Raw genomic sequence first — 16,425 nt, 5'->3', positions numbered from 1 at the left:
CTGGGCTACAGCCTCGGGGAGCTGGTGGCGGCCTGTGTCGCCGGCGTCCTGGAGCTGCCGGACGCCCTGCGGCTGGTGGCGGAGCGGGCGAGGCTGGTAGAGGAGCTCCCCGCCGGCTCCATGCTCGCCGTCCCCTTGCCCCGGCGCCAGGTTGAGGAGTACCTGGGGGCGGAGCTCGACCTGGCTGCCACCGACGGCTCGCACCTGACCGTGGTCTCCGGGCCGCCGCCGGCGGTGCAGGCGCTGGCCCAAAGGCTCTCCGGCGAGGGCGTGGCATGTCTGCCTCTGGAGGCCACCCACGCCTTCCATTCGTCGATGATGCAGCCGGCGGCGCCGGCCCTGGAGCAGCTGGCCTCGGAGCTGAGCTTGCAGCCTCCGAAGATTCCTTGGATCTCCAACCTCACGGGCACCTGGATCACCGACGAGGAAGCGGTGGACCCGAGGTATTGGGCTTGCCAGCTGGTCGCCACGGTGCGCTTCGGCGAGGGACTGGAGGAGGCTCTGGACGCCGGAGGGGGGCTGCTGATGGAGCTCGGTCCCGGCGGCAATCTGGCGGTCCTGGCCCGTCAGAGCCCGAGCTTCGGTGCCCGGCACCGGGTTTCGGCGGTGATGGGACAGGGCCGTGGGGACGAAGCTCTGGCCCTGCGACAGGCGGTGGGGGACGCTTGGCTCGCCGGTGCGCCGGTGCGCTGGCAGCGGCTGTGGACGGGAGAGCAGCGGCAACGACGGATCTTGCCCACCTACGCTTTCGAGCGCGAGCGCCATTGGATCGATCTGCCGCCGGAGGCCTTGCATGGGGAAGCTCTGCAGCCGCCGGCGGGTCCAGCGGCGGCGACTCTGTCCCGGGCCGCGCTGGAGGATTGCGTCTGGTTGCCGGTCTGGGAGCAGGTGGCGCCGGCCTCGCCGGTGTCGGAGGCTACGGGCCCCTGGCTGTTGCTCGGACCGGAGGCAGAGACCACGGAGCTGGCGGCGGCCCTGAGGGTGTTGGGAGAAACCGTGGTCATCGCCCTCGCCGGCGAGTCCTTCGAGCCGCTGGGAGAGCATCGCTTTCGGCTGCGGCCGCACAGCGCCGAAGATATCGGCGGACTGTTGCGGGAGCTCCACGAGTCTCGGCTCGCGCCGCGGGGCATCGCCCACCTCTGGACGCTGCCGCCGACGCTCTCCGCCGACTCCCCGTTCGAGGGCTGGGAGGAGGCGGACCGCTGGCTGGCACAGGGGCTCGACAGCCTGGTGGCGCTGGCTCAGGCGCTGGCGTCTTCGTCGGCAGCCTCGTCGGCCACGGAAGGGGAGGAGGATCCGGTGCCGACGGGGCGTCTGGTGGTGGTGAGCTCGGGGATTCAGCGGGTCTTCGGCGACGAGCCGTTGACGCCGCCGAAGGCCGCCCTGCTGGGGGCGGTGCGGGCCGTGGACCGAGAGGTGCAGGGATGGCGCTGCCGCAGTGTCGATCTGTCCGCCGCCGGAGCGTCGGGGACCGAGCTCTTCGCCGGGGCGGCGCTGGCGCGGGAGCTGCGAAGCGCGGTGTCCCAGGAGGATGAAGAGATCGCTCTCCGGGGCCGCCGGCGCTGGCGCCGAGAGTTCCTCCAGACTCCCCTGGCGGCGGCGGATGAGGCCCGGCCAACGGTACGGCCGGGGGGAACCTATTGGGTGACCGGCGGAACTCAGGGATTGGGCTTGGTGCTGGCGGAGGCGCTGGCGAGAAACCCGGCGAAAGGGGCCTCCGGTGCATCCGAGGAAGAGCCTTCGGCGCCGCGGCTGGTACTCCTGTCGGATGTCCAGTTGCCCAGGGCGGATGAATGGAGCACCGAGATCCAGCGCCGGGGCCCCCAGGCGGAAGTCCTCCAACGCCTCCAGGCGCTCCGCCAGGCCTGCAGCGAGCTCGTCGTTCTCGATCTCGGGGAGCAGGCGCCGGAGACGCTGGTGGCGGAGCTGGAACGCCGCTTCGGCATCCCCGACGGCATCGTCCACGCCCTCGATTCCGCCCGGGAAGGGATGGTGCAGCTGCGGGGGCCGGACGATCTCTCCGCCGTCGGCACTCAGGGCCGTTCCGCCGCGGCTTTGATCGACCGCTTCAGCGCCGCCCGAGAAGTCCCGGACTTCTTGCTGCTCTGCGCCTCCGCCAGCGCTCTGACGGAGGGCTTGGGGCAGATCGACTACGGCGCGGTGAGCGCGTACCAGACGGCTCTGGCGGAAAGCCGGGAAGAGGTCGGCGGGATGCGCGTCCTGGCGGTGGACTGGGGACCCGGCCGATGGCAGGCGGAGGCCCCGGCGGAGGCTCGGGGCGGTGGGCTGGAGACGTTGGACGATCGTCATTTGGAGCATATTCGCCGCTACGGCCTGTCCGCGGAGGAGACCGGCGAGATCACCCTGCGCTTGCTGGCTACGGAGACGGTGCGGGCGGTGGTGACGGCGGAGAATCTGCCGGCGGTCATCGCGTCGGCCCGCCGGCAGACGACGACGGCGGTGGTGGCGGAGCTGGACGCTCTGCGTTCCCCCGGCCAGGAAGCGTCTCGGCAGCAGCTGTCGAGCGATTACGTGGCCCCTCGGGATCCGGTGGAGAAGGATCTGGTGCAGCTCTGGGAGGAGCTCTTCGGGCTGCGCCCCATCGGTGTCCAGGACAGCTTCTTCGAGCTCGGCGGCCACTCGCTGCTGGCGATTCAGGCTCTCACCCGACTGCGGGAGCGGACCGGCATCGAGCTGCCCATGACCCAGCTCTTCGACACCCCTACCATCGAAGGTCTGGCTCTGCGCATCGCCGAGCTCGGGCTGGAGGATCTCGACGACGACGAGATGGACGCTGCCGCGCTGCTCTTGGAGGAAGTGCGCAATCTGTCTCCCGAAGAGGTACAGCGGCGGCTCGGGGAAGCCGGTGGCGGAGCGCCCCTGGAAGACCCGGTGGAATCATCGGAGGCGGAGGAATAGATATGGCGCAGAAAGTCACCGCTGAAGACCTGGCTCGGCTGGATCCGGAGCAGCGCGCACTCTACCTGCAGCTGTTGCAGCAGGCGCGCGGCCGGCGGCCGGCGCGGGCGGAGCAGGTGGAGGCGGAGGAGAGCCTGACCATTCCCCGCCGACCGGAGGCGGAGCATTGGGTGCTGTCTCCGGACCAGGAGCGGCTGTGGCTGCTGCACCAGCTGGATCCGGACAGCCCGGCCTATCACTTCGCTCATCCGAGCTACTTCCAGACCCGTCTGGACTATCCGGCGTTGGTGCGCAGCCTGCGGGAAATCCGCCGCCGTCACGAGGCCTGGCGCACCCGCTTCCCGGCGGTGGACGGTCGGCCGGTGCAGGTGGTGGAGAGCGATCCCAGCTTGCCCCTGCCGGTGATCGATCTCCGGCGGGTTTTTCGTCCGGGCCGTGAGTCGTTGGTGCTGGCCCTGGCCGACGTGCACCGCTGCCAGCGCTTCGACCTGCAGCGCGGGCCGGTGATGCGCACCGCTCTGGTCTGGTTGAGCGAGGACGAGTTCATGCTCCTGCTCACCCTGCATCACATCGTCGCCGACTACCTCACCATGGGGAAGTTCTGGTACGAGCTGCGCACTCTCTACGACGCCTTCTCCCAGGGACGCCCCTCCCCTCTGCCGGAGCTCCGGCGGCAATTCGCCGACTTCGCCGTCTGGCAGCGCCGGCGGCTGGAAACCGGTGACCTGGAGCCGGATCTGGCCTACTGGCGCCAGAAGCTGGAGGATGTTCCGCTGATTCTCGAATTGCCCACGGACCACCCACGACCGAAGATCCAGCGGCTGGTGGGCACTCGATCTTCCTTGCGGGTGGCGGCGGAGCCGGCGGAGGGCTTGCGGCGATTGGCCCGGCGGCACCAGGCCTCCAACTTCATGATCCTGGCGGCTCTCTTCCAGATCGTTCTGATGCGCTTCTCAGGCCGGGAGAAGGTTCTTTTCGGGCTTCCCAGCTCCAACCGGCCGGTGCCGGAGACCGAGCCCATGCTCGGCTTCTTTCTCAACCAGCTGATGATCTGCACCGATCTGGCCGGGGATCCGCCATTCCTCGAAGCCCTGGCGCGCTGCCGCCGCGCTTCCCTGGAGGCCTACGAGCACCAGGATGTGTCCTTCCATCAGCTCTTGGAAGAGCTGCGGCCGGTGAGGGACCCCAGCCGGCCGCCGGGGGTTCAGGTGACCTTCTTCATCCTGGAGACTCAGAGCGAGCTGGAGGAGCAGCTGCACCCGCTGCAGAACACCGACCTCGACGAGGGGGTGGCGCGGGAGGATTTGACCTTCTTCCTCTGGGATCACCCCCAGGGTTTCCACGGCTGGTTCGAATACGCTACCGACCTCTTCGATGCCACGACCATCCAGCGTCTGGGAGAGCATTTCCGCTGCTTGGTGGACTCGGTGCTGGCGGCGCCGGAGGAACGCCTCTCGAGGCTTTCGGGGCTGCGTCCGGGGCAGCGTCACCAGATCTTGGTGGAGTGGAATCGGACGCCGCCGGCGTCGGCCTCGCCGTCGCTGCCGGAGCTTTTCCGGCAGCGGGTGGCGGCGGTGCCGGAGGCGACGGCTGTGATCCACGGAGGCGATTTCCTGAGCTTCCGAGAGCTGGCTGCCTGGGTCGATGACTTGACGCGCCGGCTGGCCGCTGCGGGAGTCGGGCCGGAAGAGCCGGTGGCGGTGTGGACGTCCCGTTCCCCGGCGCTGGTGGCCGCGTTCCTGGCCCTCTTGCAGGGGGGCGGGGTCTACCTGCCGCTGGATCCGGAACATCCGCCGGAGCGAAGCCGCCGGGTGCTGGACGATTCGGGGACGCGGGTGATGCTGACCGCCACCGAGGAGCTGCCGCCGGAGCTCGGCGCCGGGTTGCGTATCCTGTCCCTGGCACCGCCAACGGCTGGCGGCAGCGGCCCTAGCCTCTCGGCGGCATCGGAGCCGGTGGGGATCCACGACCTCGACCGGGTCACTCACCTGATCTACACCTCCGGCTCCACCGGCCGGCCCAAGGGCGTGGCGGGTACCCAGCGCCAGCTCCTGGCGCGCCTCGGTTGGGTGTGGCGGGCGCATCCTTTCGCGGCCGGCCCCTCCGGGGAGCAGGAGGTCTGCGCCCAAAAGACGCCCATGAGCTTCGTGGACTCGCTCTGGGAGCTTCTGGGGGCCGTGCTCCAGGGAGTGCCGACGGTGATTCTGCCCACCGAGGAGGTGCGCGACCCTCTGGCCTTGGTGGATCGCCTGGCGGAACATGGAATCTCCCGACTGTGGCTGGTTCCGACGCTGCTGCGCTCGATGCTCGACGGGGTGCCGGACCTGCGTCGGCGCTTGCCGCGGTTGGGCCTGTGGGTGAGCAGCGGCGAGGCGTTGCCGGCGGACCTCTTGGAGCGTTTCGAGGAGCGCATGCCGGGGGCCGTGCTGCTCAATCTTTATGGCGCTTCCGAGGCCTGGGACGCCGCTTGTTACGACCCCCGGAGCGACGACGGGCGCTGGCGGGTGCCGGTGGGCCGGCCCTTGGACGGGGTGCGGTTGATGGTCCTCAGCCCCCAGGACGAGGTCCAGCCCTTGGGGGTCGGAGGACAGATCTGGGTCTCCGGCGAGGTTCTGGCCCGCGGCTATTGGCGCCGTCCCGGATTCACCGCCGAGCGCTTTCGGCCCGATCCCCTGGGCCCCCCGGGGAGCCGTCGCTATGCCACCGGCGATCTGGGAGCGTGGCGCCGGGATGGCCAGATGCTCTATCTGCGCCGCTGCGATCATCAGGTCAAGATCCGCGGTTTTCGCATCGAGCCACGGGAGGTCGAGACGGCGTTGATGGGCCATCCGGCGGTGCAGGACTGCGTGGTGGTGGCCCAGGAGGAAGCCCTTGGAGGCGGCGGCGAGAGGCCGGCGGGGGGCGCCCGCCTGGTGGCCTACGTCGTGCTCCGGCGCCAGGTCGAAGGGCTCCTGGGGGAGCTGCGCCGGCATCTCCAGCAGCGGCTGCCGGAGTACATGGTGCCGGCCTTCTTCACCGTGCTGGACGAGTTGCCGCTGAATCCGTCGGGGAAGGTGGATCGGTCGGCCTTGCCGTCCCACGGCGCCGAGCGGCCCGAGCTGAGCACCGGCTACGTTGCTCCCGTGACCCCCTTGGAGCATGCCCTATGCGAGATCTGGGAGCAGGTGCTGGGGGTCGAGCGGGTGGGTGTCTACGACGATTTCTTCGCCCTCGGCGGAGATTCGGTGCTCGGAGTACAGGTGGCGGCGCGGGCGACGGAGGCGGGGCTCAAAGTGGTGCCGCGACAGATCTTCGAGTACCCCAACGTCGCCGAGCTGGCGGCGGCCTGCGGCGCCGGCGGCGAGGGTGCGGAGCAGGGCATGGTGGTGGGCGCCGCGGAGCTGACGCCGGCCCAGCGGGAGTTCTTCGACCGCCGGCCTGCAGATCTCCACCACAACAACCTGCCGCTGCTCTTGGAGGTGCCGGCGTCGGTAGACGGGGCGCCGCTGGACCGCCGTCTCTTGGCCTCTGCTCTGGAACATGTGCTGATCCACCACGATGGCCTGCGGGCGTCCTTCCTGCGGCTCGAGGAGCCGTCGTCCTCCGAGCTGCCCTCCGAAGGCTGGCGTCAGGAGATCGCCGGCGCGGAGGGGGCGCGGGTGGAGGTCCCGCTGTGGGATCTGCGGCGGTTGCGCCGCGAGCATCGCGGGCCCGCCCTCGACACCCTCTGCGGCATGCTGCAGTCCGGCTTCGACCTGCAACGACCGCCGCTGGTACGCCTGGCGCTGGTGCGTTGGGACGAGGACGGTGCTCTGCGGCTCTTCCTCACCGCCCATCACCTGGTGATAGACGGTGTCGGGCTGACCCTCCTCGTCCAGGACCTCCAGCGGGCCTACGGTCAGCTGGCCGCCGGGACGCCGGTGCACCTGCCCCCAAAGACCGAGTCGGTAGCAGCCTGGAGCGAGAGCTGGAGAGCGCTGGCTGGTTCCTCGGAGGTCCAGGAGCAAAAAGAACATTGGCTGGCTCTGACGTCGGCGGGGGTGGCTGGGCCGGTGCCGGATCATGTCGGCGGGGCGGGTACCGCGGCGTCGGAGGCGGTGCTCGAGACGGAGTTGCCGGCGGAGGTCACCGAGGCCTTGATCAAGGAGGTGCCGGCGAGCCATCGACTGGGAGTGGACGAGGTGTTACTGGCGGCCTTGGCCCGCGCCTGGCGCCGGGTGTCCGGGACTCCCCGGCTGCTGGTGGAGGTGGAGAGCCACGCGGCCCAGACCGTCGCCGGCGCCGGACTTCAGCGAACCGTCGGCTGGCTGAGCTTCTCCTATCCGGTATTGCTCGATCTGGAGGGGGCGGAAGGGACCGAAGAAGAACTGCGGCGGGTCAAGCGGTCGCTACGCCGGGACCCCCACGGTGGTCTGTCCTATGCCGCCCTGCGCTGGGCGGCGGAAGACCCCGATCTTCGCAAGCGCCTCGCCGCCATCGAGCCCGTCCTCGGCTTCGCCTATCTGGGGCATCAAGGCGAACCGGCTCTTGCCGCGCAAGACGGTGCGCCGGAGCCCGGTCAGGCGTTTCGGCCGGCGTCGGAGCCCTCCGGCGCACCGCGTAGCCCGCGCCAGCGGCTGCATCCGGAAGTGGCGGTAGAAGCGCAGGTCGAGGGGGGGCGGCTGCGGGTCTCCTGGAGCTATCCCCGGGACCGCTATGAACGGGCGACCCTCGAGGCGTTGGCGGCGGCGCTGGAGACCGAGGCCGGCGCCTTGGTGGAACATTGCCGCAACGCCGGTGCCGGCGAGCTGGCGCCGGAAGATCTCAACCTGCTGGAGCTGGATCAGGAGACCCTGGACTCGATCCTCTCCAAAGCCGATTTGGACGAGCTCTGAGAGGGTTGGACGAGAGACCATGGCCAAATCCAGGGATGTAGAAGACCTCTATCCGGCATCGCCGATGCAGATGGCGATGCTCTTCGAGGAGGAGGCGAATCCGGATCGCCGGACCTATGTGCACCAGCGCACCTGGGGGTTACGCGGCCCTCTGGACGCGGCGGCGCTGGCGGCGGCATGGCAGGCGGTGGTGGACCGCCACCCCATCCTGCGCACCTGCTTCGTCTGGAAGTCTTCCGACGTGCCGGTGCAGGTGGTCTTTCGCCGGGTTCGTTTCACCCTGCAGCAGGAGGATTGGACCGACTGCGACGACCGGGAGCAGCAGCGCCGGCTGCGCCGCTTCCTCGACGACGACCGGCGCCGAGGTTTCGAGACCCGCCGGGCACCGCTGACCCGGGGTGCCCTGCTGCGTCTCGCCGAGGATCGGCACCTCTTCGTCTGGACCCAGCACCACCTTCTCCTCGATGCCTGGTCCTATCCGCTGGTCCTGGAGGAGGTCTTCCACAGCTACCAGACCCTGCGCCGGAACTTGACGGTGGAGCTTCCGCCGCGGCCGCCCTACCGCAATTACATCGCCTGGTTGCAGCGTCAGAACGGTTCCGCCGGAGAGGCCTACTGGCAGGACCAGCTGAAGGACGTCGAACAGGCGACCCCCTTGGGCATTCCCCGCCGCGGCAGTCGGCGGCAGGGCTTCGGTGCCGTCGCCCGGGCGTTGCCGGCGGAGCTCTCCTCGGCCCTCGATTCCTTCGCCCGGCGCTCCCGGGTAACTCTCAATACCCTCGTGGAGGCAGCCTGGAGCCTGCTCCTAGGGTGCTACAGCGGCCGCCGGCGGGTGGTGTTCGGTGCCGTCGTCTCCGGCCGGCCTCCCTCCCTGGCCGGGGCCGACGCCATGATCGGGCTGTTCATCAACACCCAACCGGTGCCGGTGCGCCTGGATCCTCGGCGGCAGCTGGCCTCCTGGCTCCAAGAGCTTTTCGATCAGCGCTCCGAGGCTCGCCGTTGGGAGCATCTACCCCTCTCGACGGTGCGCAAGCAGAGCGCCGTGGCCGCCGGTCGGCCGCTCTTCGAGAGCCTGGTGTCGTTCCAGAACATGCCTTCGGAAGAGGGGCTGGCGGCGGCGGTGCCGGAGCTGGTGATCGAGGAGGGACAGGTGGTGGAAGAGCCTGGCCTGCCCTTGATCCTGGTGGCCATGCCGGGCCCTCGGACGGTGCTCGAAGCGCAATACGACCGCGCCAGCCTGGACGCCGTCGGCGCCCGCCGGCTGCTGGCTCACCTGGAGGTGCTGCTAAGCGCCATGGCTCGCCGGCCCGATGCGCGCTTGGGGGAGCTGTCCCCGCTGACGGCCGCGGAGCGCCAGCAGACCCTGGTGGAGTGGAACGACACCGCCGTTCCGGCGCCGCCGGTGGATCTCTACCAGCTGGTGCGCCGCCAGGCTCAGGCGGCGCCCCGGGCGCCGGCGCTGGTGGAGGAGGACGAGACCCTCGATCAGCAGATCGTGGACTATGGCGAGCTCCTGCAGCGGGTGGAAGCTTTGGCCCAGCGGCTACGGCGGGCGGGGGTTGGTCCAGGGGAGCTGGTGGCGGTGGTGGTGCGGCGGGGGGCGCCGCTGGCGGAGGCGATGCTGGCGGTGATGGCCGCCGGCGGTGTGGTTCTGCCGCTGGACAGTGAGCATCCTCCTCAGCGGTTGCGGGAGCTCCTCGATATCGCCCGTCCGCGGGCTGTCGTCGCCGGCGAGGACCGAGCTGCGGTGGTGCCAGAAGAGCTAGTCCGTATCGCGCCTCGGGGAGACTCCTCCGGGAGCCCGGCGCCGGAGCTGCCGTCACGGCTCTCCGCCAGCTCCGGCTACGCTTTCTTCACCTCCGGCTCCAGCGGTTTTCCCAAGGCGGTGGTGACAGGGTCCGCCGCCGCCTCTTCCTTCGCCGTCATGACCGCCCGGCGGCTGGGCCTGGGTGCCGGAGACCGGATGCTGCAATTCGCTTCGCCGGCTTTCGACGTGGTGTTGGAGGAGATCTTCCCGCCGCTCCTCTCCGGGGCCACGGTGATTTTCCCGCCGGCGGACCCACTGGTTCATCTGCGCGATTTCGAGCAGCTCTTGGCCCGTCGGCAGATCACCGTCGTCGAGTTGCCGGCCGGCTTCTGGGAACGCTGGGTCGAGGATTTGGAGGCTCGGGGGAGCGCGCCGCCGGCCTCGTTGCGCTGTCTTCTGCTGGGCTGTGACCGGCCCTCGGCCCGCGCCCTCGAAGCCTGGATCCAACTCGGCGGACCTCCGGTGCTTTCGGTCTTCGGCCTTACCGAGACCGGGGTGACCAATGCGTTGCAGCCCTACCCAGGGGGCGAGGCGGAGAACTTGCCCATTGGCCGGCCGGTGGACAACCATCGTCTCTATATCGTCGGGCCCCGGGGCCGGCCGCTGCCGCCGGCGGTGACCGGCGAGCTGTGGATCGCCGGTGCCGGGCTGGCTCGGGGGTATCGGGGCCGCCCGGCGGCCACCGCCGAGCGCTTCGTGCCGGATCCCTGGAGCCCCACCGGCGGAGAGCGGATCTATCGCACCGGCGACCGCGCCCGCTGGCGCCTCGACGGCCGGCTGGAGTTCCTCGGTCGTCTCGACCGTCAGCTCAAAGTGCGCGGGGTGCGGGTGGAACCGGCGGAGGTGGAGACCGTCCTGACCTCCCACCAACAGGTGACCGCCGGCTCCGTCGTGCCCCGGCGCGGCGCTGCCGGCGAGGTGGCGCTGGCGGCCTTCGTGGTGGCGGCGGATCCGGCGCCCGATTCCTCGGAGCTCCGACAGCACCTGGGGCAGAGCCTGCCGGAGGCCATGGTCCCCACCCATTGGACCTTTCTCGACGAGCTGCCCTTGACCTCTCGGGGCAAGATCGATCGCCGAGCTTTGGAGCAGCGCGCCCAGGAGACCACCGCCGGCGCCGAGATCCTGCCCTCCCGGGCCCCGGAGACGCCGGTGGAGGAGCGGCTTGCGGAGATCTGGCGCGATGTCCTGGGGGTCTCGGAACTGGGAGTCGGGGATGACTTCTTCGCCCTCGGTGGTGACTCCATCTTGGCGCTGCAGATCACCTCCCGGGCCCACCGCGCCGGCTTGCGGGTGACCACCCGGCAGATCTTTGAGCATCCGACGGTGGAGGGCCTGGCGGCCGTCGCCACCGCCGCCGAGGACGATGGAGAAGCCGCGGCGGAGCAGGGACCGGTGACCGGAGAATCGCCCCTCACCCCGATTCAGCATTGGTTCTTCCACCTCTCGTCCCAAAATCCCCATCACTTCACCATGCCGGTGCTCTTGGAGCTGGGGGAGCCTTGGCCCTTGGGACGGCTGCAGGCGGCTTTGACGGCGATAGTGGTGCACCACGATGCCCTGCGCTCCCGCTTCCTCTTCGAAGGGGGTGGGGCGGTACGGCAGATCTTCCTGCCGCCGGGTCCGCAGGAGGGGGTGCCGTTCCAGGTCTTCGATCTCCGTGGTCTGCCGGAGGAGCCGGCGCGCCGGCAGCTGACGCGCCTCGCCGCGGGGCTCCAGCGCCGGCTCCACCTCTCCCGAGGACCGTTGTTCCGGGCGGTCGTCTTCGAGCTCCCCGGGGAGCTGGGGCGGCGCTTGTTGCTGGTGGCCCATCATCTGGTGGTGGACGTGATCTCCTGGCAGGTGGTGGTGCAGGATCTGCTGGCTCTGCTGCGGGAACCGGAGGCGCCGCTGTCGGCCAAGACCACCTCTTTCCGCACCTGGGCCCAGCGGCTCCGGGGCTGGGCGGGTAGCCCGGCGGCCCGCCGGCAGGTCTCCCACTGGCTGGCCGAAGCCGATCCGCCACCGGCGCTGCCCCGGGACTTCGAGGACGGCGAGAACACCGAGGCCTCCGCCACCACTCTCGATCTGAGCCTGGATCCGCAAAATACCGAGAGGCTGGTACGGACGTTGCCCGCCAGCGGCCACGGCCGCCTGGAAGAAGCCCTGCTGGCGGCGGTGACGGAGGCCGTCGGTGCCTGGACCGGTGAGTCGCGGCTGTGGGTGGACGTGGAGGGACACGGCCGCAGCGGCCTGTTTGACGATTTGGATCTCTCTCGTACCGTCGGCTGGTTCGCCACCCTGCAGCCGCTGGCGGTGGACCTGCGCTCCGCCGCGGGCCCGGCGGAGCGGCTGGTGGCGGCCCGGCGGGGACTGGATCAAGGCGGCCAAGCCTTCGGTGCGGTGCGCTTCCTGGCACCCGACGAGGAGCTGCGGCGCCGGCTCGCGGCGTTGCCGCCAGCCCCGGTGCTATTGAACTATCTCGGGCAGATCACCCGCGGCGTCGATCAGGAGGCCACCGAAGGCCCGGCGCCGCTGGTGCTGGCGGCGGAGGATGTGGGACCGATTCAGGATCCCCGGGAGCGCCGCACTCACCTGCTGGAGATCAATGTAGGCGTGGCTGGGGAGCGCCTCGAGGTAGCCATCACCTACAGCCGGCAGGTGCACCGGGAGGAGACCGTTGGCCGTTTCGGGAAGGAGCTACTGGCGGCCCTGCGCCGGTTCGCCGCCTGGTGTGTGGAAGCGCCGCCGGCGAAGGGCCTGGCGGCGAGGCCGCAGATCTCGAATCTGTCGGGGCTCGACGAGCGGGAGGTCCAGGCCCTTTCCCAGCGGCTGGAGGAGGGGCAGCAGCTGCAAGACGTCTATCCGCTCTCGCCCTTGCAGCAGGGCATGCTCTTTCACGCTCTCTACCAGCCCAGCGCCGGGGTCTATCTCGCCCAGGCGGTGGTGAGCTTCCCCCGGTGGCTGGATCTCGGCGCCTTTGCTGCCGCCTGGCGGGATGTGCTGGACCGCTTCGAGGTATTGCGCACGGGCTTCGTTTGGGAGCAGCTGGAACATCCCCAACAGGTGGTGGTACGGGGGCTGGAGCTGCCGCTGACGGTGGAGGATCACCGGCGGCTGAGCCCGGAGGATCAGCGGCTGCGCCACGATGCGCTGCTACGCCGGGACCGCGCCCGGGGCTTCGATCTGCAGCGTCCGCCGCTCATGCGTCTGCACTTGACTCGCCAGGGGGACGAGCTCTGGCAGATGGTCTGGACCTTCCAGCAGATGCTCTTCGACGGCTGGAGCCTGCCCCTCATCTACCGCGACTTGATGATGCTCTACGACGGTCACCGCCGCCGCCAGCCCCCAGCCCTGCCCCCGGCCCCGCCGTTTCGGCGGTACATCGCCTGGCTCCAAGAACAGGACGATGCCGAGGCGGCGGAGTATTGGCGCCGGACGCTGGCAGGGGTGGAGGAGCCGACGCCGCTGCCCCGGGACCGCGTTGGCGTGGCGGCGGAGGCGCGGCCGGAGGGCTATGAGGAGCAGCGGGTGTTCTGGACCGGCCGCCGGGCGGAAGAGCTGCGGCAGCGCGCCCGCCGGGGACGCTTTACGCTCAATACTTTGATTCAGGGAGCCTGGGCGCTGGCCCTGGCGAGCTACGCCGGCGTCGGCGAGACGGTCTTCGGCGCCACCGTGGCGGGACGCCCCGCGGAGCTAGAAGACGTAGAGGAAATGGTGGGGCTGTTCATCAACACCCTGCCGGTGCGCATCCCCACCCGAGGCCGGCAGACCGTGGGAGCCTGGCTGCAGGAGCTCCAGCGACAGCAGCTGGAACGCCAGCGCTTCGCTCGGCTGCCCCTGGCGGAGATACAGCGTCTCGCCGGCGTGGCCTCCGGCCGACCCCTCTTCGAGACCCTCTTGGTGGTGGAGAATTATCCTCTGGACGCGGTGCGGGACGGCCTGCAAGGGGAGGCCTCGGACCTGAGTGCGGCGGCGGCCCAGGAGCTGGTACCGGAGGAGTTCCAGACCCTGGAGAAGTCGAGCTACCCGCTGAGCCTCATCGCCCATCCCGAGACCGAAGTGGAGCTGGTGCTGGCCTATTACCGGCGAATCTTCGATCCGTCCACGGTGGGGCGGCTGGGGAGGACTCTTACCCACCTCGCCGAGTCCCTGGCGGGGGATCTCGACCGGTCTTTGGATGCGGTACCCCTGCTACCACCGGTGGAGGCCCACCACCTGCTGGTGGAGGCCAACGACAGCGCGGCGGTGATCCCGGCAGCGGGCTTGGCGGAGGTCTTCGAGGCGCAGGCCCGCCGCACCCCGGAGGCGCCGGCGGTGGTCTGCCGGGGCGAAACCTACGATTATCGGTGGCTGCGGGACCGTGCTTGGAAGTTGGCGAGCCGGCTCCAAGGCCGCGGGGTGAGCCCGGGCAGCCGGGTGGCGGTGCTCCTGGAGCGATCGGCGGAGCTGCCGGTGGCGTTGTTGGCGGTGCTGCGGGCGGGGGCCGCCTACGTGCCCCTGGACCCTTCCTATCCCGCCCGCCGGCTTCGCTGGATGCTCGATGACTCCGGCGCGGCGTTGGCCATGGGCCGGGGAGCGCCGCCCGCGGCCCTCGACGGCTGGACCGGCGGGTGGATGGACTTGGCGTCGGACGACGCCGACGGACAGGCGGGGGCCGCGGGCGCAGCGCCGGCGCCGGCTTCTTGCTCCGCCGATCGCCTGGCCTACCTGGTCTACACCTCCGGTTCCACCGGCCGTCCCAAGGGCGTTGGGGTCAGCCATGGGGGGGTGCTGCGGTTGGTGTGCAACACCGACTACCTGCAGGTACGCCCCGAGGACCGGGTGGCCCACGCCGCCGACCCCGCTTTCGACGCCGCCACCTTCGAGCTCTGGGCACCGTTGCTCAACGGCGGGACGGTGGTGGTGTTGGAACCGGCGGCGACCCAATCCCCGGAGAGCCTGGCGGCGGCGCTGGAGGAGCGGCAGGTCAACGTGCTCTTCCTCACCACCGCTCTGTTCAACCAGGTAGTGCACCATCGGCCGGAAGCCTTCCGGCGTCTGCGGTGCTTGCTCTTCGGCGGCGAAGCGGTGGATCCCCTTCGCGTGCGCCGGCTCCTCGCCGACGCTCCGCCGCGGCGGCTGCTGCACGTCTACGGCCCCACCGAGGACACCACCTTCGCCACCTGGCACCGGGTGACGGCGGTGGCGGAGCACGCGGCGACGGTGCCCATCGGCAGACCGGTGGCCAACACCGCCGTCTACGTGGTGGACGGCGGTGGCCGGCCGGTGCCGCGGGGAGCTCCCGGAGAATTGCTCCTGGGCGGGCCGGGCCTCGCCCGGGGCTATCTGGGCCGGCCTGCTCGCAGCGCTCAGGTTTTCGTACCGAATCCGTTCTCCTCGACGCCCGGGGAGCGGCTCTACCGCACCGGGGATCGGGTGCGGACCAACCACCGAGGGGAGCTGGAATTCCTCGGCCGCGGGGATCGCCAGGTCAAGCTGAGGGGTTTTCGCATCGAGCTCGGAGAGGTCGAGTCGGTGCTGGCGTCCCACCCGGCGGTGGCCGAGGTGGCGGCGATGGTGCACCGCTCCGAGGGCGGTGAGGGCAAGTTGGTGGCCTATCCGGTGCTCGGGGGCTCCACCGTGCCCTCGGCGGCGGACTTCCGCGCCTTTCTCGCCGAGCGCCTGCCGGACTACATGATTCCCGCCCTCTACCTACCGCTCAAGGAGCTCCCCCTCACCCCCCACGGCAAGGTGGACCGGGCGGCTCTGCCGGTGCCCGAGGGCCAGCGCCCGGACGTCTCCGCTCCCTACGAAGCTCCCCAGGGGCCGGTGGAGGAGCAGCTGGCGGAGATCTGGCAGGAGGTGCTCCAGCTTCGGCGCATCGGCCGGCGGGACAATTTCTTCGAGCTCGGCGGCGACTCCATCCTGAGCATCCAGATCAGCGCCCGGGGCCAGCGGGTGGGGCTGCGGATCCGGCCGCGGCAGGTCTTCGAGCAGCCGACGGTGGCTCAGCTGGCGGAGGTGGTGGAACAGATATCCACCGCCGTCGGGGACCTGGCGGCGGCAGAGGAGATCGGCGAGCTGCCGTTGCTGCCCATCCAGCGTTGGTATTTCGAACGCCGTCCGAGCCGGCCTCATCACTTCAACCAGTCGCTCTTGCTGCATCCCCGGGAGCGCTTGCCCCGGCACGGCCTGACCCGCGCCGTGCGCGCCTTGATGGTGCGTCACGGAGCGCTGCGGCTGCGCTTCTCCCGCGAGGGAGACAAATGGTCCCAGGAAGTGCTGCCGGAGGCGGCGGTGTCTCCGGTGTGGATCGATCTCACCGCCCTCGGTGCCGCTGGCGCCGAGGAGATGGAGCGCCTCAATCAGGGATTTCAGACCAGCCTCGATCTATTTCGGGGACCCCTGCTGCGCTGCGTCGGCTACGACTTGATCCCCGCCGCCGCTTCGCCGTCGGCAGCCGCGGAGCAGCGGCTGTTGCTCGTCGTTCATCACCTGGCGGTGGACGGTGTTTCCTGGCGCATCCTGCTCGAAGATTTGCAGACCGCTTACTCCCAGCTGTTGAAAGGTGAAGAGATCGCTCTGCTCCCCACCGGTACCTCGCTGCGGCGCTGGGCGCAGGGGCTCGAAGCCTACGCCGAGAGCCCGCAGCTGGCGGCGGAGGCGGAGTATTGGCGTGCAGCGGCGCGCTCCGGCGGTGTGCCGCTGCCGCGGGACTTCTCCTCGCCACGGCGCGGTGCCGAGGACTCCTCCGTGCTCGAAGAGCTGTCGCCGGAGAGCACCGAGCCGCTGTTGACGGAGCTTCCTCGGGCCTTCGGCTGCCGGCTGGACGAGGCATTGTTGGGGCTGCTGGCGCTGGTGCTCGCGGAGTGGAGCGGTGCACAGCAG

The 16,425-nt window shown here is 70.3% G+C and carries 3 protein-coding genes; all 3 read left to right on the top strand.

Annotated features, from left to right (window positions below):
- The coding region (locus SX243_19385) for an acyltransferase domain-containing protein (GenBank protein ID MDY7095145.1) at positions 1 to 2,919 on the top strand (2,919 nt) is incomplete at its 5' end.
- 2 nt (positions 2,920 to 2,921) lie between these two features.
- Positions 2,922 to 7,772 (top strand): amino acid adenylation domain-containing protein, encoded by a 4,851-nt coding sequence (locus tag SX243_19380; GenBank protein MDY7095144.1) that lies wholly within the window; start codon positions 2,922 to 2,924, stop codon positions 7,770 to 7,772.
- A gap of 19 nt (positions 7,773 to 7,791) precedes the next feature.
- On the top strand, positions 7,792 to 16,425 hold an 8,634-nt coding region (locus tag SX243_19375; protein MDY7095143.1), incomplete at its 3' end, for an amino acid adenylation domain-containing protein.

It is taken from the genome of Acidobacteriota bacterium, assembly GCA_034211275.1.
Taxonomy (GTDB): domain Bacteria; phylum Acidobacteriota; class Thermoanaerobaculia; order Multivoradales; family JAHZIX01; genus JAGQSE01.
The sequence above is the reverse complement of the archived record's forward strand: the minus strand, read 5'-3'. Positions and strand labels throughout refer to the sequence as shown.

Coding starts and splice junctions, on each gene's coding strand:
- SX243_19380 (MDY7095144.1), top strand. CDS start 2,922: ATGGCGCAGAAAGTCACCGCTGAAGACCTGGCTCGGCTGGATCCGGAG.